18 protein-coding genes are annotated in these 13,799 nt (G+C 44.6%); 8 read left to right on the top strand and 10 right to left on the bottom strand.

What is annotated here, in order from left to right:
- Positions 1 to 69: 69 nt before the first annotated feature.
- The 4 genes from AXF12_RS11705 to asnA form a co-directional block, all read right to left on the bottom strand.
- On the bottom strand, positions 70 to 402 hold the full coding sequence (locus AXF12_RS11705; protein WP_066431529.1) for a T9SS type B sorting domain-containing protein: 333 nt from the start codon (positions 400 to 402) through the stop codon (positions 70 to 72).
- Positions 372 to 1,532 (bottom strand): M12 family metallo-peptidase, encoded by a 1,161-nt coding sequence (locus AXF12_RS11710; RefSeq protein WP_066431532.1) that lies wholly within the window; start codon positions 1,530 to 1,532, stop codon positions 372 to 374. The genes AXF12_RS11705 and AXF12_RS11710 overlap by 31 nt, the downstream gene beginning before the upstream one ends.
- Positions 1,516 to 1,656, bottom strand: coding sequence for a hypothetical protein (locus AXF12_RS12360; protein ID WP_159429728.1), 141 nt, complete (start codon positions 1,654 to 1,656; stop codon positions 1,516 to 1,518). The genes AXF12_RS11710 and AXF12_RS12360 overlap by 17 nt, the downstream gene beginning before the upstream one ends.
- Positions 1,657 to 1,870: 214 nt before the next feature.
- On the bottom strand, positions 1,871 to 2,881 hold the full coding sequence (gene asnA, locus AXF12_RS11715; RefSeq protein WP_066431534.1) for an aspartate--ammonia ligase: 1,011 nt from the start codon (positions 2,879 to 2,881) through the stop codon (positions 1,871 to 1,873).
- A gap of 240 nt (positions 2,882 to 3,121) precedes the next feature.
- Here asnA and AXF12_RS11720 point away from each other — a divergent pair, with 240 nt between their 5' ends.
- From AXF12_RS11720 to AXF12_RS12640, 6 genes are all read left to right on the top strand, one after another.
- Positions 3,122 to 3,559, top strand: a complete 438-nt coding sequence (locus tag AXF12_RS11720) for a hypothetical protein (RefSeq protein ID WP_066431538.1) — start codon at positions 3,122 to 3,124, stop codon at positions 3,557 to 3,559.
- A gap of 24 nt (positions 3,560 to 3,583) precedes the next feature.
- Complete coding sequence (locus AXF12_RS11725; protein ID WP_143325081.1) at positions 3,584 to 4,420, top strand: DUF6493 family protein; 837 nt, start codon at positions 3,584 to 3,586, stop codon at positions 4,418 to 4,420.
- A gap of 378 nt (positions 4,421 to 4,798) precedes the next feature.
- Positions 4,799 to 5,071, top strand: a complete 273-nt coding sequence (locus AXF12_RS11730; protein ID WP_066431544.1) for a hypothetical protein — start codon at positions 4,799 to 4,801, stop codon at positions 5,069 to 5,071.
- 41 nt (positions 5,072 to 5,112) lie between these two features.
- Positions 5,113 to 5,394 (top strand): hypothetical protein, encoded by a 282-nt coding sequence (locus AXF12_RS11735; protein ID WP_066431547.1) that lies wholly within the window; start codon positions 5,113 to 5,115, stop codon positions 5,392 to 5,394.
- Between the two features lie 177 nt (positions 5,395 to 5,571).
- Positions 5,572 to 6,960, top strand: coding sequence for a DUF6493 family protein (locus tag AXF12_RS12635; protein ID WP_143325080.1), 1,389 nt, complete (start codon positions 5,572 to 5,574; stop codon positions 6,958 to 6,960).
- A complete protein-coding gene (locus tag AXF12_RS12640; protein WP_143325079.1) occupies positions 6,939 to 7,721 on the top strand; it encodes a DUF7825 domain-containing protein in 783 nt (260 codons plus the stop codon). Before AXF12_RS12635 ends, AXF12_RS12640 begins: the two co-directional genes overlap by 22 nt.
- Before the next feature lie 150 nt (positions 7,722 to 7,871).
- On the opposite strand, the gene AXF12_RS11750 is transcribed toward AXF12_RS12640, so the two are convergent.
- Positions 7,872 to 8,873, bottom strand: coding sequence for a hypothetical protein (locus tag AXF12_RS11750; RefSeq protein ID WP_066431552.1), 1,002 nt, complete (start codon positions 8,871 to 8,873; stop codon positions 7,872 to 7,874).
- Positions 8,874 to 9,159: 286 nt separating this feature from the next.
- Here AXF12_RS11750 and AXF12_RS11755 point away from each other — a divergent pair, with 286 nt between their 5' ends.
- A complete protein-coding gene (locus AXF12_RS11755) occupies positions 9,160 to 9,867 on the top strand; it encodes an IS5 family transposase (protein WP_231909891.1) in 708 nt (235 codons plus the stop codon).
- Here AXF12_RS11755 and AXF12_RS12625 read toward each other — a convergent pair.
- The 5 genes from AXF12_RS12625 to AXF12_RS11770 are packed head-to-tail and all read right to left on the bottom strand — an operon-like array spanning position 9,864 to position 11,776.
- The gene (locus tag AXF12_RS12625; protein WP_082753003.1) at positions 9,864 to 10,256 is read right to left on the bottom strand and encodes a transposase; all 393 of its coding nucleotides are present in this window, start codon (positions 10,254 to 10,256) and stop codon (positions 9,864 to 9,866) included. The two genes, AXF12_RS11755 and AXF12_RS12625, sit on opposite strands and share 4 nt — an antisense overlap.
- A 28-nt stretch (positions 10,257 to 10,284) precedes the next feature.
- On the bottom strand, positions 10,285 to 10,692 hold the full coding sequence (locus AXF12_RS12630; RefSeq protein WP_231909890.1) for a transposase: 408 nt from the start codon (positions 10,690 to 10,692) through the stop codon (positions 10,285 to 10,287).
- A 50-nt stretch (positions 10,693 to 10,742) separates the two neighbouring features.
- On the bottom strand, positions 10,743 to 10,880 hold the full coding sequence (locus tag AXF12_RS12365; RefSeq protein WP_159429716.1) for a hypothetical protein: 138 nt from the start codon (positions 10,878 to 10,880) through the stop codon (positions 10,743 to 10,745).
- A gap of 28 nt (positions 10,881 to 10,908) precedes the next feature.
- Complete coding sequence (locus AXF12_RS11765) at positions 10,909 to 11,328, bottom strand: zinc-dependent metalloprotease family protein (protein ID WP_066431559.1); 420 nt, start codon at positions 11,326 to 11,328, stop codon at positions 10,909 to 10,911.
- A gap of 7 nt (positions 11,329 to 11,335) precedes the next feature.
- Positions 11,336 to 11,776 carry a hypothetical protein gene (locus AXF12_RS11770; protein ID WP_066431568.1) on the bottom strand — a complete coding sequence of 147 codons (441 nt, stop codon included), beginning with the start codon at positions 11,774 to 11,776 and terminating at the stop codon, positions 11,336 to 11,338.
- A 188-nt stretch (positions 11,777 to 11,964) separates the two neighbouring features.
- Between AXF12_RS11770 and AXF12_RS11775 the strand changes: the two genes are divergently transcribed.
- On the top strand, positions 11,965 to 13,797 hold the full coding sequence (locus AXF12_RS11775; RefSeq protein WP_066431571.1) for a glycoside hydrolase family 13 protein: 1,833 nt from the start codon (positions 11,965 to 11,967) through the stop codon (positions 13,795 to 13,797).
- Positions 13,798 to 13,799 lie beyond the last annotated feature (2 nt).

The following is a 13,799-nucleotide window of genomic DNA, read 5'->3' on the forward strand; positions in this document are numbered from 1 at the left end:
TGCATTTGCAACGGATATAATTGTTATAAATGCTATAAAAAAACCATTCTTTTCATTGTAACTATATCCTTATCGGCTTAGGTAAAGCCAACCTGTTTTTTCTTTCTTTGCCCCACCTTGGGTGTAAGTGAGTACATAGAAATACGTGCCAATACCCAGCGCGCGACTGCCTACAACGCCTGCTACATTTGCCTTCCCGTGGAATTGCTCTGTTGGGTTGCTGTCGTAACGCTCAGAGTGGTAGACGAGTACCCCTTCTTCATTGAAAATAAGCACTTCTATAGGCGTACCTGCATCTTCGTGTGCCTCTACCCTGAAATAGTTAGCACTATTGCTCAGCGATACCCCATTGTAGATTTTTATGGTAGTATCTACAGGCGGCTCAGGCGTAGGATGAGGCATAGGGGTAACAGGTGGCTCAGGCACTGGCTGTGGCTCAGGTTGTGGCTGCACAGGTGGTTCAGGGGTAAGCTGTACAGGCGGCTTAGGAGCAGGCTTAGGCTGAGGCTCAGGTTTAAAGGTGCGCGATTGGCCGTCTTTATGCCGTAAGGGGTATTATCGCCACCTGAGCCTACCTTCTGCGTGCGCTCCTCATCGCTGTAATAGCCATTGCGATTTACGATGAGGTGCCGTATGTGCTCCACGCTTATCAAGGAGAAGAAATCCACCTTGTAGAATCCATAACTCATTGTGGAGGTACCCCGTGCAGGCTCTGTTTTATACGAAGTGATACCCCCTGTGGTGAACGTGTGTTTTGAGCCAAAGAGGTGTCCCGCCTCGTGCAAGAGCGTATGCACATTCTTGTTCGACCACATATTGCCCTTTTGGGCTTGCGTATAGAAGCCCCCCAAGGTAGCAATCCCAGAGGCGACATTCTCATTGCTGGCGTGGGTGTGTACCCCACCAATATCGTACGCCTCCCTACCGATGAGCCTATTGAGTGCCGCCGTATTGCCCTGATGTATGAGGTGTATAGTAGTGCGCGCCCCATCAAAGAGTTCTTTCTCCTTGCTATCGATAATCAAGCGGTCGTCCCGCACTACAGTAAAGCGATACCCCAAATCGCGGGCGTATACCTCATTAAAGCCTGCCTCCACAGCGGCCCACCAAGCGCGAACCTCCTCTTTCTTAGAATGAAACTCTCTGATAAAGTAGCTATAATCCACCGCCAAAGCTAAGCGAAAGTGGCGTTCCACCTCATCGGTGAAGATATACGCCTGACTCTTCTCACCCTCAGTGAGTTGCAAAGCACGGCGCACACGTTTGCCCTTCTTAGGGGGTGCCTCAGCCTCCACCACACCACAATGCTCAGAACCCTCGTTGAGCGTTTGGGGTGTGATAAACAACTGTCTCTGCTCGGTATGCAGTTCGTATGTCTTACCCGCCCAATGCACCTCGCCCGAAAGAGCCTCGCCATAAAGGGTAATCACCCCGACAAAAGCCTCGCCGTGCTTCCCTACAAAAGTGCGGTAGCCCTCGCGCACAAAAGACGTAGCGCGCTCGCTCCATTGCACCTCAAGAGATGCCTTCAACAGGCACTGCCCAAATTACCTTATCTGTTTGGAATAGCGGTAATACCGCCTTAGTGTGTACTGAAGTTTGCGCACACAGCAACCCTGCCCAAAAGAGCAGTAAAAAGAATGTGATTGTTTTCATTGGTTAACAAGCCGCTACAAGCGACTCCTATTCTTACAATTATTTTTCGGCTGCAAAAGTACAGCTTATAGTCAAAACAACCAAACTATTCTTATAAAAAATATCAATAGAAAAATAGAGAACAGAAATCAGAAGTCAGTGATCAGAAAACAGCAAGTAGAGAGTAAGGCTCCTTCTCTCTACTCTCTGATCTCTGACCCCTGACCTCTCCTCTCTATAAAAGACAAACCCCTTTAGCCTCACACTCTTTGAGAATATCCTCACTCCACAGCGAGGCTTGTACCTCACCAATATGAGCACGTTGTAAGAGAAACATACATATCCGCGACTGACCAATACCGCCCCCAATAGTTAGAGGCAACTCACCCCGCAAAAGCATCTGGTGGTAATCCAGCCCTTTGCGCTCCTCAAGACTGAGTTCAGAGAGCTGTCGTTCAAGGCTTTCAGCATCGACGCGCACACCCATCGAAGAGAGCTCCAGCGCACTATCCAGCACAGGGTTCCATAGTATCAAGTCGCCATTGAGCTGCCAATCGTCGTAATCAGGAGCCCGCCCACCGTGTCGTTCACCAGAAGAGAGCTGCCCCCCTATCTGCATCACAAAAATAGCTTTGTGCATACGTGCAAATTCATTCTCTCGCTCCTCAGGTGATAGATTTGGATACAAGTCCGCCAACTCTTGTGCTGTAATAAAAGTAACATATTCAGGCAAAAAGCACCTGTACCAAGCATACGTATTGGCAAGCATCGCCTCCGTACGCTTAAACACCTCGTAGATCTTCCCAACGATAAAACGCAGAAAGTCAAGCGTGCGATCCTCAGCAGTGATCACCCGCTCCCAATCCCATTGGTCTACGTAGATAGAGTGGGTATTATCCAAATCCTCATCGCGGCGTATGGCATTCATATCCGTGTAGATCCCCTGCCCTACCCCTACACCATAACGCTTGAGTGCTAAGCGCTTCCATTTCGCTAGCGAATGCACAATCTCAATCACCTCGCCCTCAGCAGCTTTCATCTCAAAAGCCACAGGACGCTCCACGCCGTTGAGGTTGTCATTAAGCCCCGTATCACGCTTCACGAATAGCGGAGCCGAAATACGCGTAAGGTGTAATGCCTCAGCCAATTCACGTTCAAAGAAATCCTTAATCCGCTTGATAGCAATCTCCGTTTCCATAATATTTTGAGGCGAACGGTATCCCTCAGGTATGATACTTTTCTGCATAACTTCTCAGTGTTTTACCGTGCAAAGATACAACATTTAGCCCAAACAGCAAGTCCTCTCTTCCCTTCCCACAAGATTTAGCAAACGGACACCCAACGGATCGCAAACGGACACCAAAGACCATAAGAAGACTAAGCGAACACAAAAAACACGTATTTTATAAAATTTTTCATATATTTGCGCCCTTTAACAATATGAATTCCCCCCATTTCAGACAGAAATATCAACAAATCACACTATATGAAAGAAAAATCAAAACAACTGCTACAAGCTATTGCCGATGCGGACGGGCAGGCAATACAACAATTCATCGATCCGTTGAGTGATACCGAGGCGCGCAACACTTTTGACTATCTGACGAGCCTGAATTACTTCTCGCGCGATATGCCGACCACCAATAATAAGGAACTCAAAGCCCGTGAGGACTACGATAAACTCGTTGACGACTATGGAGCTATGGCGATGATGGCTTGTGTACGCAATAAGACGGACTTCGACCACGCGGTGAAGACCTGCGAATTTGCTATCGGACGTGCGTTATCCATTGAGGCCGACCGCGCCGTGTCTTTCATCGAAAAGTACCTCGCGGATTACTTCCCTGCTTATTTGGCAAAAGCACTGAAAACGCGTATTGTATCGTATTTCTCTACACTTTGGGAATATTACAAACGCGGATAGATAGCGTTTGACGAAGAGACCTTTGTGCACAACCTTTTGGAGATAGAGTGGTATGTGGGCGACCCTAATACTGTGCGCGAAGCCGACTATCTCCTCCAAAACCCCGAAGCGATTGAGAAGGTGCTCCTCGCGCTGCCCCGTGTGGAAACCAAGGTACTCGATTTGGCTAAGTTCACCCTGCGCGAAGGCTACCAGCGCACACGAGGGACAGTCTATTGGACGGATGTGATAGAAATACTCTTAGAAAAGGGCTATGAGTTCCCTACTTCCTTCGTCGATGACCTCTACGGGAGCCTCTTGAGCCATTGGAAGAAAGCCCATCTCGAGTGGCACTGCCGCCTCATCACCCTGTTGAGCCCCACGAACGACCAGATACTGCGCAATCAACACACGCTCTTTGCCGTGCTGCCTTTGGGCGTGCCGAGTATCTGTAAGTTTGTGATGGAGACCCTGCAAACCGTAGCCCACGACCCACTGTTCGATAGCCGCGCCTTTGCAGAGAACTTTGCGCTACTCTTCACCGCCGAAAAACAAGCCAAGACACTCCTCGCAGGACTTAAGATAGTGAAAAGTGTACAGTGTACAGTGAAAAGTGCTCCTCTTTTAACTGCCGAGCAATTGGCAGTACTGCTGATGCAACCCGATGCAAAGCTGCAGGAAGAGGCAGCGAAGCTATTAGTAGAGAGGAGAGAGCAAAGAGGAGAGAGCAGAGAAGAGCTGCAAGCGGTTATAGCCCCTTATGAGGCGTATTTGAAGAGTAAAACAAAGACAATATTAGGAGAGATATTAGAGAGTAGAGAGCAGAGAGTAGAGAGTAAAGTGGTAGTAATTCATTTATATACTAAAAATAAGGTGAAATGAATAAAAAGTAACGTTGAGGAAGGCAAATGTAACGCTGAGGAACCCAAATGTAACGCTGAGGAAGGCAAATGTAACGCTGAACAACACGCCGTTCCCTCGGAGCAACACACCGTTCCCTCGGAGCAACACGCCGTTCCCTCGGGGCAACACACCGTTCCCTCGGAGCAATACACCGTTTCCTCTGAGCAATACACCGTTTCCTCTGAGCAATACACCGTTTCCTCGAAAATAAGCACCGTTACCAAGAAAAGAAGCAAGGGGACGATGGAAATAAGCACCGTCCCCTTATTTTTGGAGAAAAAATTGTATATTTGCACCCAAAATTAACCAAAATAGATTAAAATTCTCCTCAAAATATACAAAAGTACCTCTGAGGAAGTGAAGAGTATCTTTGAGGAAGGCAAGAGTACCGTTGAGGAACGCAAGAGTACCTTTGAGGAAGGCAAGAGTACCTTTGAGGAAGGCAAGAGTACCTTTGAGGAAGTGAAGAGTACCTTTGAGGAACACAAGAGTACCTTTGAGGAACACAAGAGTACCACGGAGAAAAGCAAGAGTACCACGGAGAAAGGCAAGAGTACCGCAGAGAAAGGCAAGAGTACCGCAGAGAAAGGCAAGTGTACCTCATTTTGGAGGAGAAAAACGCCATTTTGAGACAAAAATAAGTATAAAATAGATAAATAAACACTAAAAATATGCAAAATCACGCAAAATTATTAGAACATATCTCCAATTCGGACTTTGGGGAGGTGTTGCGCTACTGTGGTGCACTTACCGATGAAGAGCGGTACGCAGCTATTGAAGTGCTGGTAAAGCAAACCGATAAAACGATTGAGAATTATATCACACAGAAAAGCAGTTGGGGAGATCGGCAAGAGGCTTTTTTATACGCGCTGCTGTGTTGCTGTCGCCGTAAAGAGGATTTAAAGCGGGTGGAAAAAGAAATATACAATAAGTGTTATACCAACCCCCTCTAGCCTTTTAATGATTGGGATAAGCACGCTCTTGTAGCAGACTATATCAAGCAATTTGGACAAGAGGTGGTGATAGCCTGCCTTAAGGAACTTGCAGCAAGACATTGATGTCAGGCTTCTTTCCTATTTATCTGGCATCTGTACGAGGTGGGTGCCTTGGCATACAATGAGGAGCTTTTTTTGAATGCTTTTGTTACTGAAGGAAGGTTCTATCTCCACCCAGAGCTGCTTAAGCCCTTGATAGCAAATGAGGAGTTTGCGGAGAAAATCCTCGAGAACCTCTATAAGTATGGGGCGGAAATCAACATTAATGCCAAGCACCTCAAAGCGCAGTTTAAAGAGGCTGTAGCCAATGGCTTTGCCTTTGATAGGCAGCTGTTGCCGCATCTTTTTGAGAGTCTGTTAAATCCTTGGAAGCGCGATAGCTTAGGGTTCTTTGCGTGGTGGATACAGCTGATGCAACCTACCCGCGCCGAGCTATTAGCAAGCCAGCAGACGCTCTTTGCGCTACTCACTTTGGGCAATGCGCGTCTCACGAACTTCGCAATGCCCTACATCGCCGAGATTGCAGACGAGGCAGACTTTGACCGTAACGGCTTTGTGAGCAATTTTCCGCTGCATTTTACCTTGGAGAAAGTGGCAAAGGCACAGCTGCTTGGGGTAAAGCTCCTCAAACCCCAGACCTCAGACCTCAAACCTCATCTTACGGCTAAGGAGTTGGCAGTATTGCTAATCCAGCCCGATGAAAAGTTACAAGTGGCAGTAGCGGAGTTGTTAGTGGAGTTTTATGGAGATGAAGGGCTTTCGGAAATCGTACAGCCGTACGAGTTATACTTAAAGTCGAAAGCAAAAGCAGTATTTAGTGAAAAGAGCACAGTGAAAAGTGAAAAGCGTACAGCACACCCGAACGGCATATCCAATGAGCAGAACTCCTTTTCTAATAAAGAGCAATCCGTAGGAAATGGTGCGCAACCTTTATGGGGTAAGGAGGTCGCTGCACCTCAAACCTCAGACCCCACACCTCAGACCTGGAACAATTTATTGTTCCTCATTGGCGATTGTTTGCGTGAGAAGAGTCCTGAGACGGTGGAGGTGTTTTTGGAGGGGTTGTTACGGCTGCAGGGGGAGCTGCCCGCGGATTACGCAAAGCAGTTGAAGCCTTATTTACAGCAGTTAGACAAGTTCTTCTCAATGAGCGTGCTGCACTTCCTCAGGTGCTTTTGCAAGGCGTGGACGGAGGAGAGCTATAAGCTCTCGCCTACCTCTAAGTCGTACGAGATAACGCTGTTGCCACTATGGGAGAAGGGGCGTTTGATGCTCAATAGACTGCAAGATAAGTGCGCGTTGCCACTGCTATCAACGCCTACGTACAAGCCGTTTTGGGTATCGGCTGAGGCGTTGGCGGATAAGCTATTGGCGTACGAGGCGGCAGGGATACACCCTAATATAAGCGACCTTATCGTTGCCTGCAATCGATTGCTGTTTAGGGAGGTAAGCAAGGAGGTAAAAGAGAAAGTGGAACGGTTACGCGGGGGTATGCAGCGGCGTTGCGGTACTATCTCGGTGTAAGTGAGGCGGTAACCCCCACTGAGGAGTATCTACCACTATGGGCGGCGGTGTGTAGGAATAAAGAGCCTCAGCGGGTGTTTACGGAGTTTGAGGGCACGAGTGCGGCGGAGATACCAACGGTGGTAAAACCTTTTAGCTTGGGCTTTGAGGTGAAGATGCGCAAGCAGTCTACGGTAACCTTCCATTACCTGAGTGTTGAGGACAATTGGAATAACAACTACATCGATGATAAGCAGCGACCTACGGGCTATCCTGTGTTGTACTACGCGGTGAGCCTCAATGAGGTGGGGTATGATGCGGATGTAGCCTATCAGCTGAGTTTTTGTCCGCACTACGGTGAGGGGCAGTTGGCGCGGTATATTGCCTCGTATGCCAAAGGCAATGAAGTGGATTGGCTGACACGTATGCAGCAGCCGTTGGAAGTGCTGGTGCGTGAGCGGTTGCCTGTGTATCACGGAGGTTGGCTCTATATAGCAGTCGGGTTGCTCTTTGAGAAACGCCCTACGCGCGATTTGGCAGCAGACTACATCACTATGGCAGTGCAGGCAGGGGCTGATACAAGCTACTTGGCGGAGTGTATCGGCAGGCTCTTAGCCGATCAGTATGCCCCTATTGCCCGCTTTATCGAGTTCTTAGACCGCCCTTTAGAGGCGGATGTAAGAGTATTCGGGCAGCAGGCAGTAGCGGCATATCTGAAGGCGGTTGAAGCTAAGGAGAAGAAGCCAGCGAATCATAAGAAACTTTTAGCTTTTAGCTTTTAGACCAGCAAGTAGGTAGGGTGTTGCCCTATCACCTGCTGTTTTTTTGTTTACTCCAAATTACGCATTAAAACTATCTTCAAACTAATTAATTGCTTATGAAAGCTCAGTGCGTTAGCCCTAAAAGCTAAAAGCTATTGCCTAAAAGCTGAATTAATCAGAATTCCTATTTATAGTTTTTATTAAACTTATGACTTGGCTGGCACTTTCTTCTAACCAACGGTCTAAATCTTTATTGTCAGTGTTATTATCAATAATAAACCTATCTTTTTTTATTATCTCACCTGTTCCATAACTGATATCCGAGTTAATCATTAAATTTCGCTCCGAAATTTCTATTTCTATCGACAAAACAACTTCATCAATCCATTCTTCGGAATTAACTTTCCAAGGGGAAGGGGTTACTGTGCTAATATACCAATCCTTACTCTTCTCTTTTTTAACATTTTCTATTCGAGAATATGAAATTTTTATAGATTTGTCATTCTTTATATTATTGACAATAAGCTGTAATTTTGGAACTAAATATTGTAGTTCCCATTTTTCTAAAAAATCAGATTCAGCTTTGAGGGATAGCGCACCGACCTTATGCCCTTGTTTCTCCCATATTATGGTCTCTTCGGTGTGATGGTGGGGTAAGTCGTAGGCGCGGACAGTGATGGTGCTACCCGTAAGGGTTGGGTTGGTATGGGTGGTGGTGTATTGCCAATGGGTAGCCTCGACAGCGTTGCCTTCTTCGATGAGGTTGCCTTGGGAGTCGTGGATTTCGACGGTTATTTGGGTGATCTTCACAAAGCTCAGGGCTTTGATGATAATAATTTGGTTAGGGGCACCTGTGTACTGCGAGAGGTCAATATGCGTGAGCGTAGGCGGGGTTAGGAAGTCCTTGATAGCAACATTATGCGCTGTGAGTCCTTTTTCTTTGCCTATTTCGGCATATAGGACTTGTATAGCGGGGTTTTGCCGTGCTTTTTTGGAATAAGCAGCGGCTTGGGCAAACTTCGATAGCTGCTTTTTTTGGTCTTTGGTACGTTTTTTGGGCATACGAGGCTTGCGAGAGATAAAAGTCTTGCCATTGCGTTGTTTAAAGACAAATTCATCGCCGAATTTTCCTGAGATACCCTGAATGATACTGTTGTTGCTTATTTCTGCCATTTTTTGTTTAGGGATTAAGGGTTAAAGGATTAGGGGGTAGTGATTAATAGTTTAGGGCTACAAAGATACGATTTTTTAATGTGAAACTGTTTAAACTTTTATCTTTCTAAGGAAAAACCTGTTTAAACTTTTCAAAAATAAAGAAGTTCCAGAATTTTTAGTACTTTTGTATTGTCAAACTAAAAATCTAAAAAAAACTGGAACTATGTGCAAAGATACAATAATTAATTGGATTCTACCTTTTTTGAGTGTAGGAAAACGAGGATTTTCTTCAAAATTCTGTCTTATGAAAATTATTACACTGATTTTTAAGAGATTAAAAACAGGATGTCAGTGGAGAGAAATTCCTATAAAAGAGCAATTTGAAGAGGGAGAAATCTCTTGGAACACCATCTATTACTACTTTAACAAGTGGAGCAAAGACGGCTCATTTCAGAGGGTATGGCTTAATATTTTAGAGAAAAACAAGAGTAAGTTAGATCTTTCTTGTGCTCAAATAGATGGTAGCCATAGTAAGACAAAAGGAGGAGAAAGTAGAGGGTTTCAAGGTAGAAAAGCAGCTAATACGACAAATGCTATTTTCCTTTGTGATAATCAGGGACAAATGTTAGCAATGAGTCCTCCAATGGCAGGAAATCATAATGACCTGTACGAAATAGAGAAGAATCTAAAGGCTATTTTTGAGTTCTTAGAACAGGCTGATATAAATACAGAGGGACTATTTATAAGTGCAGATGCAGGTTTTGATAGTCAGTCAGTTAGAGATTATTTAGAGAGTAAAGATATTGTTGCTAATATCAAGGGAAACCCAAGAAATGGAGGTGAAAGAGATAATTATTTTGATGAAAAGTTATACGAAAGAAGATTTACAATAGAAAGGGCTAATGCTTGGATAGATGGGCAAAAAGCTTTATTGGTCAGATATGAAAAGTTAGATGTCAATTGGGTGGCGATGCATCTATTAGCATTCAGTTTTTTCTTCAAACGTGTTTAAACTTTTTTGAGGAACTTGGAGATAAACCCTAATAGGAGCATTCCAATCCAAGTTACATCAAGATATTCATATCTCATTATCAAACCTTTATATCCGTCAAGCCGACCATTTGCTTGTTCAATTTTAAACCTATTTTTGTACAATTCTTCATCAAAATAAACATCTGGTTGCTCTCCATTTCGGGGATTAGGTTTAATATTTGCTATAATTTCTTTGCTTTCTAAAAAATCTCTAAGAGACTTACTATCAAATCCTGCATCAGCATTGAGAAACAGTCCTTTGTGTTCTATTCCTGCTTCTTCTAATAAAGCTAAGATTTCTTTTAGTACTTCTTCTATTTCATATAAGTCATCGTGATTTCCAGCTTTAGGACTTCCCATTGCTATCATTTGCCCTTTATTATCACACAAAAAAATACTATTTGTGGTTACGGCTTTTTTTTCTTGCTTGATAACCTGTAGATTCTCCTTTTTGGCGACAACGTGTATGACTACCATCCAATTGAACGCAAGACATATCTAATTTTCTTTTCTTCTTGCTTAATAGATTTAACCATACTCGCTGGAAACTACCGTCTTTACTCCATTTATTGAAGTAGTAATAGACATTTTGCCAAGAAATTTCTCCTTTTTCAAAATAGCTTTCAATTGGAAGTTCTCTCCATTGTACCCCTGTTTTTAACCTTTTGAGAATCAATAAAAATATTGAAGCTAAATCAAAACTACTTTTAAATCCTCTTTTTCCTACACTTAAAAAGGGAATAATCCAATTATTTATTGTATCTTTGCCCAAAGTTCCTGAATTTTGGTGTTCTTTTTTTTGCAAACACAAAATTACTAATTTTCGGGAACTTTTATTTTATTATAAGAAAAAGTTTAAACAGCTTTATTACTATTACCTGGCACTAATTCCTTGCGGTCTTTGTCTTTGTAGTAAGGTGTTACAGCTAATTCCTTGCGTATGCGCTCAATGCTTGAAAGCGAAAAGAAATCACGTGGAGCACCTGCACTCATTACTGATTGTCCTCTACCTGCTTCTGTATTATCGCTGGTTGGATCTGCATAGCCCCCCCACAATAATGCTGTGCGTATGAATACCTCCAAATAAGTGTCCTATCTCGTGTGCTATGACTGTCGTGTTCTTTCTTAGTACTACAGCACTTCCTTTGGGCTCTTTGTAGACATATCCAATAAGGGCTTGTCCCAGAACATTTTCACCTGCTTCTGAGAGGGAAAGCCATACCCCTATATCGTAATTGTCTACTCCTATAAGTTTGTTAAAAGCCTCTGTACCATTGTTCATTATGTAGTTGACATTGTGTCTATCAAAGGGGGTCTTAGCTTCTTCTGTGATGATAAGTTGTTCATTTTTGACAACCTCAAAGTGTACCCCTAAGTCACGTTCGTATATCTCATTGAGAAAAGTTTCTGTCTCTGCAAGAAAAGCCTTTAATTTATCCATATCACCATCAATGCCATATATGGAAGAAGTTGTAATCAACCCCAATAGCCAAGCGATACACCCGCAACACTTTTGTATTGGCAATAGTTGGTGCCCCCGCAGTGCGTGCAGTGAGGCTGCGTTTGGAGCGGCGGGCTTTGTGCTCGTGTTTGTCAATAGTGCCACAACTGCCTTCTGTGCTCATCTTTTCCATTGTCAGCCTACCATTGATGCTTCTAATGGCATAGGTAGTGCCGTCAAGGGTAAGGCTACCTGACACAGCCTCCTTGCTCATCGCCAGCGTCCCTGTAAAAGTACCCTGCGCATCATAGCCAGCAAGGGTACGTATACCCTCAAAGCTATTAGGTCGCTCGTGCCATTGTAGCGGCAGTCCTTCAATTTTCACTTGTGCCTGTGCTGTAAAGCAACAAAGACACAGCAGTAGGAGATAGTAAGTAATGGTTTTCATCGTTTATTAACTATTAAAATCGGCAGCAAAATTACAACTTATCTTTCACTTAACCAAACAGTTTAAGTAAAAAAACAACTATTTTTAAAGATGAGGATATTTCTCAACTGATAAATTAAAGAGAGCTATTAGTAAGAGTTTAAAGAATTTATCATACCTTTGCACACTGATATATAAAAGATTTTAATATGAAAACAAGCACTGTCCTATTAACACTTATTTATTTTGTTTACAATATGATGAATGCCCAAGTACAACGTGTAGAGCCACCTTTTTGGTGGAGCGGAATGCAGCACTCAAAGCTGCAAGTACTCCTCTACGGCAAGCACATCGCACAATACAATGTGACGAGCGATTTGCCCATCACGGAAGTTAAGAAAACCGAGAACCCTAACTACCTCTTCGTAACGCTCGCCACCGAAGGCAAAGCTGCGGGCAAGTATACCCTTACACTGCTTAAAGGCAAGAAGAAAGTGCAGACAATCGCCTACGAACTCAAGGCGCGCCGTGAGGGCTCGGCTTACCGCAAGAGTTTCGACAGTAGCGATGTGGTTTACCTTATTATGCCCGACCGCTTTGCCAACGGTAAACCAGACAATGATTCGCACCCTGCACTTACTGATAAGCTCAACCGCTCAGATTCTTTCGGTCGTCACGGGGGGGACATTCAGGGGATTATCGACCATTTGGATTATATACAATCCTTAGGAGCTACGGCTATATGGAGTACGCCCTTATGTGAGGACAACGAACCACAACACTCTTATCACACTTATGCCCAAACCGATGTGTACAAAATAGACCCCCGCTATGGTACGAATGAAGAGTACCGACAGCTCTCAGAGGCTTTGCACAAGCGCGGTATGAAGCTCATCAAAGATTATGTAACTAACCACTGGGGCAGTCAGCATTGGCTCGTGAAAGACTTGCCTTGCTACGACTGGTTACACCAATTTCCTGGTTATGGACAGAGCTCTTTTAGGATAACTACACAGATGGACAGCAATGCCTCGGACTGGGACAAAAAGTACTGTGAAAAAGGTTGGTTTGCGCGTTCTTTGCCCGACCTCAACCAAAGCAACCCATTGGTACTAAACTACCTCACCCAGAACGCGATTTGGTGGATAGAATACGCCGACCTCGACGGTTTGCGTGTGGATACTTATCCGTATAACGACAAAGCAGGCATTGCCCAATGGACGAAAGCCATTACTGATGAATATCCTTATTTGAACATTATGGGCGAAGTATGGCTTACTCAGAGCGCACAAGTGTCGTATTGGCAAAAGGATAGCCCTATCAGTGCGATACAAAGCTATAACACCCACCTGCCTACGGTAATGGACTTCCCGCTCTTCGATGCAATAGGCGAGGCTTTCCGTACTACACCTTCGTGGAACAAAGGTATGATGCAACTCTACGACAACTTTGCGAACGACTTTCTGTATAAAGACATCAACAATCTGCTCATCTTTGCAGAAAATCACGATACGGCACGTATCAATCACGTATATCCTAAGATAGAGGATTATAAGATGATTATCACATTGCTAGCAACGGCACGAGGCATTCCACAACTGTACTACGGTAGCGAGATAGCAATGACAGGCGACAAGAGTAAGGGCGATGGCGATATACGTCGGGATTTCCCTGGTGGCTGGGCAGGCGATGCGCAGAACGCTTTTAGTGCTTCGGGGCGTACGGCTACTCAGAAAGAGTATTACGATTTTACGGCTAAACTCTTCAATTGGCGTAAGGACAAAGCCGTAATTCACTACGGGAAGACCAAACAATACTTGCCTGAAAATGAAGTGTATGTCTATTTCCGTTACAACGATACCGAGACCGTAATGGTAGTGCTCAACAACAGCGAAAAGAGCCAAACGCTCCACCTAAACCGCTTTGCCGAAAGCCTTTCAAAATACACCCAAGGGAAGGACATTATCACAGGGGAAACACACCCCTTGGGCAAGACCCTCACCATCGCCCCTAAGACGGCAATGGTGTTAGAGCTGCAATAAAC

It is taken from the genome of Capnocytophaga haemolytica (assembly GCF_001553545.1).
Taxonomy (GTDB): domain Bacteria; phylum Bacteroidota; class Bacteroidia; order Flavobacteriales; family Flavobacteriaceae; genus Capnocytophaga; species Capnocytophaga haemolytica.

Coding starts and splice junctions, on each gene's coding strand:
- AXF12_RS11705 (WP_066431529.1), bottom strand. CDS start 402: ATGCCTCATCCTACGCCTGAGCCGCCTGTAGATACTACCATAAAAATC.
- AXF12_RS12360 (WP_159429728.1), bottom strand. CDS start 1,656: ATGAAAACAATCACATTCTTTTTACTGCTCTTTTGGGCAGGGTTGCTG.
- asnA (WP_066431534.1), bottom strand. CDS start 2,881: ATGCAGAAAAGTATCATACCTGAGGGATACCGTTCGCCTCAAAATATT.
- AXF12_RS11720 (WP_066431538.1), top strand. CDS start 3,122: ATGAAAGAAAAATCAAAACAACTGCTACAAGCTATTGCCGATGCGGAC.
- AXF12_RS11735 (WP_066431547.1), top strand. CDS start 5,113: ATGCAAAATCACGCAAAATTATTAGAACATATCTCCAATTCGGACTTT.
- AXF12_RS11750 (WP_066431552.1), bottom strand. CDS start 8,873: ATGGCAGAAATAAGCAACAACAGTATCATTCAGGGTATCTCAGGAAAA.
- AXF12_RS11755 (WP_231909891.1), top strand. CDS start 9,160: ATGAAAATTATTACACTGATTTTTAAGAGATTAAAAACAGGATGTCAG.
- AXF12_RS12625 (WP_082753003.1), bottom strand. CDS start 10,256: ATGATAGCAATGGGAAGTCCTAAAGCTGGAAATCACGATGACTTATAT.
- AXF12_RS12365 (WP_159429716.1), bottom strand. CDS start 10,880: ATGAGTGCAGGTGCTCCACGTGATTTCTTTTCGCTTTCAAGCATTGAG.
- AXF12_RS11765 (WP_066431559.1), bottom strand. CDS start 11,328: ATGGATAAATTAAAGGCTTTTCTTGCAGAGACAGAAACTTTTCTCAAT.
- AXF12_RS11770 (WP_066431568.1), bottom strand. CDS start 11,776: ATGAAAACCATTACTTACTATCTCCTACTGCTGTGTCTTTGTTGCTTT.
- AXF12_RS11775 (WP_066431571.1), top strand. CDS start 11,965: ATGAAAACAAGCACTGTCCTATTAACACTTATTTATTTTGTTTACAAT.